We start from the raw sequence: 8,753 nt of genomic DNA on the forward strand, positions 1-8,753 counted from the left end.
GGCCCTGGAAGTATCCAAAAGCGCATAAAAAGAGCCAGTCAGTCGCTTAACTGACTGGCATTACAGCGCAATGCTGGCATTCTTTTATGGCTTACGCTCAGGCCTTATTCTGACGCCACCATTCGCTCAGCAATACGCCGGTTGCCACGGAGACGTTCAGACTTTCCACCGCACCGGTACCCTCGATGGATACACTCAGATCAGCGCTTGAGAGTGCAGCATCAGACAAACCATCACGTTCCTGACCTAACACCAGCACCATCTTCTTCGGCAGCTCAGCTTTAAACAGCGGCGTACCCGCGTGGCTGGAGGTGGTCACGATGGCGTAACCCGCTTTGCGGAAATCATCCAGCGCACCAATAAAGCTATCGCCGGTGATAGGCTGAACGTGCTCAGCGCCACCTTCTGCGGTACGAATTGCCGCACCGGACTCCAGCACGCCAGCGTCCTGCAGCAGCAGGCCTTTAATACCGAAATGCGCGCAGCTACGCATCATTGCACCCAGGTTGTGTGGGTTGCCGACATCTTCCAGCGCCAGCACACAATCGGTGTCACCACTTTTAGCGACCCAATCCTGTACGGATGTGCCGCTGCGTTTTTTGATCAGGAAGCATACGCCGCCGTGGTGTTCGGTTCCGGACGCTTTCGCCAGTTCCTCTTCATCAACCACGTGGTAGGCTTTGCGGTTTGCTGCCATCCAGCGCAGCGCTTCTTTAAAGCGCGGCGTTACGCTCTGGATAAACCAGGCGCGTACAATGGCGTCCGGTCGGCTCTGGAACAGCGCCTGGCAGGCGTTTTCACCGTAAACGCGCGTCTCTTCCGCACGCTGACGACGCAGGACTTCCGGGTCGATAAAGCTTTTACCGCTAATTCCACCGTGATCGGTTTTTACCGGGGTCTCATCACCCGGTGCGCGGGAAACCGTGCGCCACGGTGAGCTATCGCGTTCACCACGCTCGTCACGATCGCGGCTGCGTTCACGGTTCGGGCCTTTTCTGTCGTCACGGGCAGGACGGCGACCACCTTCGGCACGTGTACCAGGACGGCCACCGCCTTTTCCTGTACGCGGATTATGGGTGCGTTTATCCGAGTCATCGTCACTGCGGACATACATCACTTTGACTTTGCCGGTTTTGTTCTTCAGTTCGTCGCTCATATTTTTCTCCACCTGCGCTGCGCGAAGCGCGCAGATTACCTGATGTAGTAGCGCATAGCCATTACTTCATATCAAAGACGGTGACTATTGTACTCATTGAGTAAACCGCATTGTCGAATAAAACAGTCTCATCGATAATATGTAACATTACAGAAACATCCGGCGACCTCGCCGATCAGCAACCCTACTACCCAGAGGTTAGTTATGAATACCGTTTGTGCCCACTGTCAGGCTGTTAACCGCATACCTGAAGATCGTGTAAACGATGCGGCGAAATGTGGACGCTGTGGTCATGATCTGTTTGATGGCGATGTGATCAACGCCACCGACGCCACGCTGGACAAGCTGCTGAAAGACGATCTGCCTGTCGTTATTGATTTCTGGGCGCCGTGGTGCGGCCCTTGCCGCAATTTCGCGCCGATCTTTGAAGATGTGGCGGAAGAACGCAGCGGCAAAATGCGCTTTGTGAAGGTAAATACCGAGGCCGAGCGCGAGCTCAGCGCCCGTTTCCGCATTCGCAGCATCCCGACCATTATGATCTTCAAAAATGGTGAAATGATCGACATGCTCAATGGCGCGGTACCGAAAGCGCCGTTCGAGAGCTGGCTTAACGAAGCTCTGGAAGCATAACATCCACGGGGCGCATCTTGTGCCCCGTTTTCACCTCTGCGACAATAGCCTTTTTTCTACGCTATTGCCATGAATCCAAACGCTGTACTGCAACTCCGGGCTGAACGCCTGGCCCGCGCCACGCGCCCTTTTCTCGCCCGCGGCAATCGTGTTCGCCGCTGCCAACGTTGCCTGTTGCCGCTTAAACAGTGCTTATGCGAAACCCTGCAACCCAGTTCTGCCACCAGCCGTTTTTGTCTGGTGATGTTCGATACTGAACCGATGAAACCCAGTAACACGGGACGCCTGATTGCCGATATCCTTCCCGATACCGCCGCGTTTCAGTGGTCTCGCACCGAGCCGCCTGCCGCGCTGCTGGAGTTAGTTCGCAATCCAGCCTATCAGCCGGTAGTGGTTTTCCCGGCATCGTATGCCGGAACGGAGCGGGAAGTGATCGCCGCGCCAAAACTGGGCAAACCACCGCTGTTTATTATGCTCGACGGCACCTGGACCGAAGCACGCAAAATGTTCCGTAAAAGCCCCTGGCTCGATAACTTCCCGGTGATTTCGGTCGATTTGTCGCGCGTTTCCGCCTATGGCCTGCGGGAAGCCCACGCGGACGGCCAGTACTGTACCGCCGAAGTGGCGATGGCGCTGCTCGATCTGGCGGGCGATACGGACGCTGCTCACGCGTTAGGCGAACACTTTACGCGTTTTCGTACCCGTTACCTGGCAGGAAAAACCCAGCATAAGGGAAGTATCACAGCACAACGCGAGGAAAGCGTTTAGACTCATACGGATGCTTATATCTGAGGGAAGCCGGAATGAGTCAACGTGGGCTGGAAGCACTTCTTCGACCAAAATCGATTGCCGTGATTGGCGCATCCATGAAGCCGCAGCGCGCCGGTTTTTTGATGATGCGCAATCTGTTAGCGGGTGGGTTTAATGGCCCCGTGATGCCCGTCACGCCCACCTGGAAAGCAGTGCTCGGCGTGCTGGCCTGGCCGACTATCGCCAGCCTGCCGTTTTCACCTGACCTCGCGGTACTCTGCACACATGCCAAACGCAATCTGGAACTGCTGGAGTCGTTAGGCGAAAAAGGATGCAAAACCTGCATCATTCTCTCTTCACCGCCCGATCAATTTGCCGAATTAGCGGCCTGTGCCGCGCGTTATCAGATGCGCCTTTTAGGGCCAAACAGTCTGGGGCTTTTAGCGCCCTGGCAGGGCCTGAACGCCAGTTTTTCACCGGTGCCGATCCGCAAAGGTAAACTGGCGTTTATTTCACAGTCCGCCGCCGTTTCCAATACCATCCTTGACTGGGCGCAGCAGCGCGAGATGGGCTTCTCCTACTTTATTGCGCTCGGCGATAGCCTGGATATCGATGTAGACGATCTGCTTGATTTCCTCGCGCGTGACAGTAAAACCAGCGCCATTCTGCTCTACCTGGAAAATTTAAGTGACGCCCGACGTTTTGTATCCGCCGCCCGTAGCGCCTCACGTAATAAACCCATCCTGGTGATTAAGAGCGGACGCAGTCCGGCAGCGCAGCGGCTGCTGCACGCCAATGCGGGTCTGGACCCCGCTTGGGACGCCGCGATTCAGCGTGCCGGCCTTCTGCGCGTGCGCGATACTCACGAACTTTTCTCGGCCGTTGAAACCTTAAGCCACATGCGCCCTTTGCGCGGCGAGCGTTTAATGATTATCAGCAACGGTGCCGCCCCGGCAGCACTGGCGCTCGATCAACTGTGGACGCGCAACGGTAAGCTGGCGACGCTGAGCGATGAAACACGAGCCAAATTGACTGAACGGTTGCCAGATTCAGTACAGGCCGGAAATCCGCTGGATCTGCGTGATGATGCCAGCATCGAGAGCTATATCGCTGCAGTCAATACGTTACTCGACAGCCCGGATCTGGATGCGCTGCTGGTGATTCACTCCCCCAGCGCCACTGCAACCGGCACTGAAAGCGCCGTGGCGTTAATTGAGGCGATTAAACGTCATCCACGCGGGCACTACATCAGCGTACTGACCAACTGGTGTGGTGAGTACTCTTCTATCGAGGCCCGCCGCCTCTTCAGCGACGCGGGCATTCCCACCTATCGTACGCCGGAAGGCACAATTACCGCATTTATGCACATGGTGGAGTATCGCCGGAACCAGAAACAGCTGCGGGAAACGCCCGCACTGCCGCAGAATTTAACGGCCAACACGGCGCAGGTTCACGAACTGCTCGCGCAGGCTATCGATAGCGGTATCCGTGCGTTGGATACACATGAAGTTCGTCCTGTATTACAGGCTTACGGCATGCACACACTGCCCACATGGATCGCGGCTGACAGCGCGGAAGCGGTACATATCGCAGAACAAATTGGTTATCCGGTAGCGCTGAAACTGCGCTCGCCGGATATCCCACATAAATCGGAAGTTCAGGGGGTGATGCTGTATCTGCGAACCCCTGCCGAAGTGCAACAGGCGGCGGATGCGATTCTCGATCGCGTTAAAATGACCTGGCCACAGGCCCGCATCGACGGCCTGCTGGTGCAAAGTATGGCGAATCGCGCAGGCGCACAGGAACTGCGCGTGGTGGTTGAGCATGACCCGGTCTTCGGCCCGCTGATTATGTTGGGTGAAGGCGGTGTGGAGTGGCGGCCTGAAGAACAGGCCGTGGTCGCTCTGCCGCCGCTGAACATGACGCTGGCGCGCTATCTGGTGATTCAGGCGATTAAGAGCAAAAAGATTCGAGGACGCAGCGCGCTGCGGCCGCTGGATATTCCCGGCCTGAGCCGTTTGCTGGTTCAGGTCTCAAACCTGATTGTTGACTGCCCGGAAATTCAGCGGCTGGATATTCATCCATTACTGGCCACCGGCAATGAATTTACCGCGCTGGACGTGACGCTGGATATCGCGCCATTTGAAGGCAACAGCGAAAGCCGCCTGGCGGTAAGGCCATATCCACAGCAGCTTGAAGAGTGGGTCACCATGAAAAATGGCGAACGTTGTCTGTTTCGCCCCATTCTCCCTGAAGATGAGCCGCTGTTGCAGCAGTTTATCGCCCGGGTGACGAAAGAAGATCTTTATTACCGCTACTTTAGCGAGATCAACGAATTTACCCACGATGATTTAGCGAATATGACCCAGATCGACTACGATCGTGAAATGGCTTTCGTGGCGGTACACACCACGGCTGAACAGACGGAGATCCTCGGCGTCACGCGCGCTATTTCCGATCCGGACAACATCGATGCTGAATTCGCGGTGCTGGTGCGCTCCGATCTGAAAGGATTAGGACTGGGTGGACGATTGCTGGAAAAGTTAATCAACTATACGCGCGATCACGGTCTGCAACGCTTAAACGGCATTACTATGCCCAACAACCGTGGGATGATCGCGCTGGCTCGCAAGCTGGGCTTTGATGTCGATATCCAGCTTGAAGACGGTATAGTCAGCCTGTCTCTGAAGCTAAGTCATGACTAAGTTGCTGGAAATACTACCCTTGACCGACAGAGATGGTATTATTGACCGCTTACGTCGTCTGCCTGGTACAGAGGACCCTTCACTAAAACAGAGAAGAAACGCACTGTGATGTTGTCAAAATTTAAGCGTAATAAACATCAACAACACCTTGCCCAGCTACCTAAGCTTTCTCAGTCAGTTGATGATATTGAGTTTTTCTATGCGCCTGCCGAATTTCGGGAAGCGCTGCTGGCAAAAATAGCCGGCGCTACGCGACGCATCTGCATTGTCGCGCTGTATCTGGAACAGGACGATGCCGGGAAGGCGATTTTACAGGCGCTGTATGACGCAAAACGTCAACGCCCTGAGCTGGAAGTGAAAGTACTGGTTGACTGGCATCGCGCGCAGCGTGGCCGTATCGGCGCAGCGGCGTCGAATACCAACGCCGACTGGTACTGTCGCATGGCGCATGAAAATCCGGGCGTGGATGTGCCGGTGTATGGCGTGCCAATCAACACCCGCGAAGCGCTGGGCGTTCTCCATTTCAAAGGCTTTATTATTGATGACAGCGTGTTGTACAGCGGCGCGAGCATCAATGATGTCTATCTCCATCAGCATGATAAATATCGTTACGACCGCTATCAGTGCATTCGTAACCCGCAAATGGCGGACATCATGTATGACTGGGTAGGACAAAATTTAGTCGATGGCCGCGGCGTTAATCGGCTTGATGATAGCTGCCGCCCGAAAAGCCCGGAAATCAAAAACGATATTCGCCTCTATCGCCAGGAACTGCGCGATACGGGATACCATTATCTGGGCAACGCCGACGACGAGCAACTTTCCGTTACGCCGCTGGTTGGCCTGGGTAAAACCAGCCTGCTGAATAAAACCATTTTCCATCTGATGCCATGTGCTGAGCATAAGCTGACGATTTGCACCCCCTATTTCAATCTGCCTGCATTACTCGTGCGCAACATCATTCGTCTGCTGCGTGAAGGCAAAAAGGTCGAAATTATTGTTGGCGATAAAACCGCGAACGATTTCTTCATCCCGGAAAATGAACCGTTCAAGATTATCGGCGCGTTGCCGTATCTGTATGAAATTAACCTGCGTCGATTCCTTAGCCGTTTACAGTATTACGTCAACACAGATCAGCTTGTTGTGCGTCTGTGGAAAGATGGCGATAACAGCTATCACCTGAAAGGGATGTGGGTGGATGACGAGTGGATGCTGCTGACCGGCAACAACCTTAACCCGCGCGCCTGGCGTCTGGATCTCGAAAACGCCGTGCTTATTCATGATCCGCAACATAAACTGCGGGAAAAACGTGAGAAAGAGCTTAAGCTGATTCGCGCCCATACCACTGTGGTTAATCACTATCGCGACCTGCAAAGCATCGCCGATTATCCGGTAAAAGTGCGCAAACTGATCCGCCGTCTGCGACGCATCCGTATCGACCGCCTTATCAGCCGTATCCTTTAAATATCAGCCCCGCTCATGTACGGGGCTTTTTTTCAGGTGTTGATCCATGAGACCTCTGATTGCACTTTTTATGCTTTTCACTCTGAGCGGTTGCAGCCATATGGCAAACGACAGCTGGACGGGGCAGGATAAAGCACAGCACTTTATTGGCTCGGCGATGCTCTCTGCTGCCGGAAACGAATACTTCCAGCATCAGGGGATGAGCCGCGATCGCAGCGCCGCATTGGGGGTGATGTTTTCATTGAGCCTGGGCGCATCAAAAGAGCTGTGGGATAGCCGCCCGGCAGGGAGCGGCTGGAGCTGGAAAGATTTTGCGTGGGATGTAGCCGGCGCCACGACCGGCTATGCGGTGTGGCAGCTGGCTCAACACTAATCCTACAGGCGTAATCCTTTTCCTTTACGATGGAGCATCAGCGACACCAGGAAAGCCAGCGCCGTCATCGCCGTGACGTACCAGAAGAAGGCCGATTCCACGCCAAATGATTTCAGTGACAGTGCGACATACTCCGCAGAACCACCGAATAAAGCATTCGCCACCGCATAAGACAGTCCCACCCCTAACGCACGAACCTGCGCCGGAAACATCTCGGCTTTCAGGATCCCGCTGATCGAGGTATAGAAGCTGGTGATCAACAGAGCGCACATCACCAATGCAAAAGCAGCAAATGGAGAAGTGACGTTCTGCAGGGCTGAGAGAATCGGTACGGTAAACAGTGTCGCCAGTGAACCAAAACAGAGCATTGAAGCACGGCGGCCAATCTTGTCAGAGAGCAAGCCGAACAACGGCTGGGCCAGCATGTAGACGAACAGTGCGGCAGTCATGATGATGCTGGCGACCTTCGGATCCATCCCGGCGGTATTGACCAGATACTTCTGCATGTAAGTGGTGAAGGTGTAGAAAATCAGCGAACCTCCGGCGGTAAAACCGAGCACCATGACGAAGGCTTTACGGTTACGCCACAACCCTTTGAAGGAGCCCGCTTCTTTCAGGGTACGCGTTTCTTTATGCGACGTTTCATCCAGCTGACGACGCAGCCACAGCGCCACAACCGCTAACACCGCGCCCATTGCAAACGGAATACGCCAGCCCCAGCTGTGCAGATCTTCGCTGCTAAGGATGTTTTGCAAAACCACGACGACCAGTAGCGCCAGCAATTGACCACCAATCAGCGTGACATACTGGAATGAGGCATAAAACCCTTTACGGCCTTCTACTGCGACTTCACTCATATAGGTTGCACTGGTGCCGTACTCACCTCCGACGGAGAGGCCCTGGAATAAACGCGCCAGCAGTAGCAAAGCTGGCGCCCAGGTTCCGATTGTATCGTATCCCGGCAGACAGGCAATCACCAGTGAACCAAAGCACATCATGCAGACAGAGATCAGCATCGATTTTTTACGCCCATGACGATCCGCAATACGACCGAACATCCACCCACCAATGGGGCGCATTAAAAAGCCAGCGGCAAAAACACCTGCCGTTTGTAACAACTGGGTTGTGGTATTGCCGGTTGGGAAAAAAATGTGGGCAAAATAGAGAGAACAGAATGAATAGACGTAAAAATCAAACCATTCTACAAGGTTCCCTGATGAAGCACCGACGATGGCCATGACCCGGCGGCGGGTATCATGATCGGTGAGCGACTGCTCGGCGGCTACGCTGGTTTCGGTCATTATAATTATGCTCCTGCTGCAGGTTTTTTATCTGTCTTACCGGGCGTAACTCGTCACGCAGATAAATTTTCAGTGAACGAAATGTTATATAATTGTTATTAATTATTTTGCGATATCTATCACGTTTTTTGTTAGCAAGGTAACAAATTAGGATTAGCTGTAGCAGAGTATTTGGGGTGGGGTAGTGCGCGCGGTATTGCCCGGTGGCGCGGAGCTTACCTGGCCTGCGGGTTCGTGCCATTCGGCGGGGGATTGTTCTTTTGCAGGCCGGATAAGGCGCAGCCGCATCCAGCAGGTTTTTTTCGCACTAACGCAAAAAGGCCATCCCTGCGGATGGCCTTCTGCTTTATTTGATGCCTGGCAGTTCCCTACTC

The 8,753-nt window shown here is 54.3% G+C and carries 7 protein-coding genes; 5 read left to right on the forward strand and 2 right to left on the reverse strand.

The window, feature by feature from the left end; translation table 11 throughout:
• Positions 1-97: 97 nt before the first annotated feature.
• Entirely contained in the window at positions 98-1,156 is a 1,059-nt protein-coding gene (locus DBY68_RS22505) for a tRNA/rRNA methyltransferase (protein WP_108477202.1), read from the reverse strand.
• 204 nt (positions 1,157-1,360) lie between these two features.
• Between DBY68_RS22505 and trxC the strand changes: the two genes are divergently transcribed.
• The 5 genes from trxC (at position 1,361) to DBY68_RS22535 (ending at position 7,078) form a co-directional block, all read left to right on the forward strand.
• Entirely contained in the window at positions 1,361-1,786 is a 426-nt protein-coding gene (gene trxC, locus DBY68_RS22515; RefSeq protein ID WP_108477201.1) for a thioredoxin TrxC, read from the forward strand.
• Positions 1,787-1,855: 69 nt separating this feature from the next.
• Positions 1,856-2,554: a tRNA-uridine aminocarboxypropyltransferase gene (tapT, locus tag DBY68_RS22520; RefSeq protein WP_108477200.1), complete on the forward strand. Its 699-nt coding sequence runs from the start codon at positions 1,856-1,858 to the stop codon at positions 2,552-2,554.
• Positions 2,555-2,589: 35 nt separating this feature from the next.
• Positions 2,590-5,241, forward strand: a complete 2,652-nt coding sequence (gene pat / locus DBY68_RS22525; RefSeq protein ID WP_108477199.1) for a protein lysine acetyltransferase — start codon at positions 2,590-2,592, stop codon at positions 5,239-5,241.
• 108 nt (positions 5,242-5,349) lie between these two features.
• Complete coding sequence (gene pssA, locus DBY68_RS22530) at positions 5,350-6,705, forward strand: CDP-diacylglycerol--serine O-phosphatidyltransferase (RefSeq protein ID WP_108477198.1); 1,356 nt, start codon at positions 5,350-5,352, stop codon at positions 6,703-6,705.
• Between the two features lie 46 nt (positions 6,706-6,751).
• Positions 6,752-7,078, forward strand: a complete 327-nt coding sequence (locus DBY68_RS22535; protein WP_108477197.1) for a YfiM family lipoprotein — start codon at positions 6,752-6,754, stop codon at positions 7,076-7,078.
• A gap of 2 nt (positions 7,079-7,080) precedes the next feature.
• On the opposite strand, the gene DBY68_RS22540 is transcribed toward DBY68_RS22535, so the two are convergent.
• Complete coding sequence (locus DBY68_RS22540) at positions 7,081-8,379, reverse strand: MFS transporter (RefSeq protein ID WP_108477196.1); 1,299 nt, start codon at positions 8,377-8,379, stop codon at positions 7,081-7,083.
• Between the last annotated feature and the right edge of the window lie 374 nt (positions 8,380-8,753).

The organism is Pseudocitrobacter sp. RIT415 (assembly GCF_003057695.2).
Classification (GTDB): Bacteria; Pseudomonadota; Gammaproteobacteria; order Enterobacterales; family Enterobacteriaceae; genus Pseudocitrobacter; species Pseudocitrobacter faecalis.

Bases quoted from the DNA above. Each gene is read 5' to 3' on its own strand.
- tapT (WP_108477200.1), top strand. From the start codon at position 1,856: ATGAATCCAAACGCTGTACTGCAACTCCGGGCTGAACGCCTGGCCCGC.
- trxC (WP_108477201.1), top strand. From the start codon at position 1,361: ATGAATACCGTTTGTGCCCACTGTCAGGCTGTTAACCGCATACCTGAA.
- DBY68_RS22535 (WP_108477197.1), top strand. From the start codon at position 6,752: ATGAGACCTCTGATTGCACTTTTTATGCTTTTCACTCTGAGCGGTTGC.
- DBY68_RS22505 (WP_108477202.1), bottom strand. From the start codon at position 1,156: ATGAGCGACGAACTGAAGAACAAAACCGGCAAAGTCAAAGTGATGTAT.
- DBY68_RS22540 (WP_108477196.1), bottom strand. From the start codon at position 8,379: ATGACCGAAACCAGCGTAGCCGCCGAGCAGTCGCTCACCGATCATGAT.
- pat (WP_108477199.1), top strand. From the start codon at position 2,590: ATGAGTCAACGTGGGCTGGAAGCACTTCTTCGACCAAAATCGATTGCC.
- pssA (WP_108477198.1), top strand. From the start codon at position 5,350: ATGTTGTCAAAATTTAAGCGTAATAAACATCAACAACACCTTGCCCAG.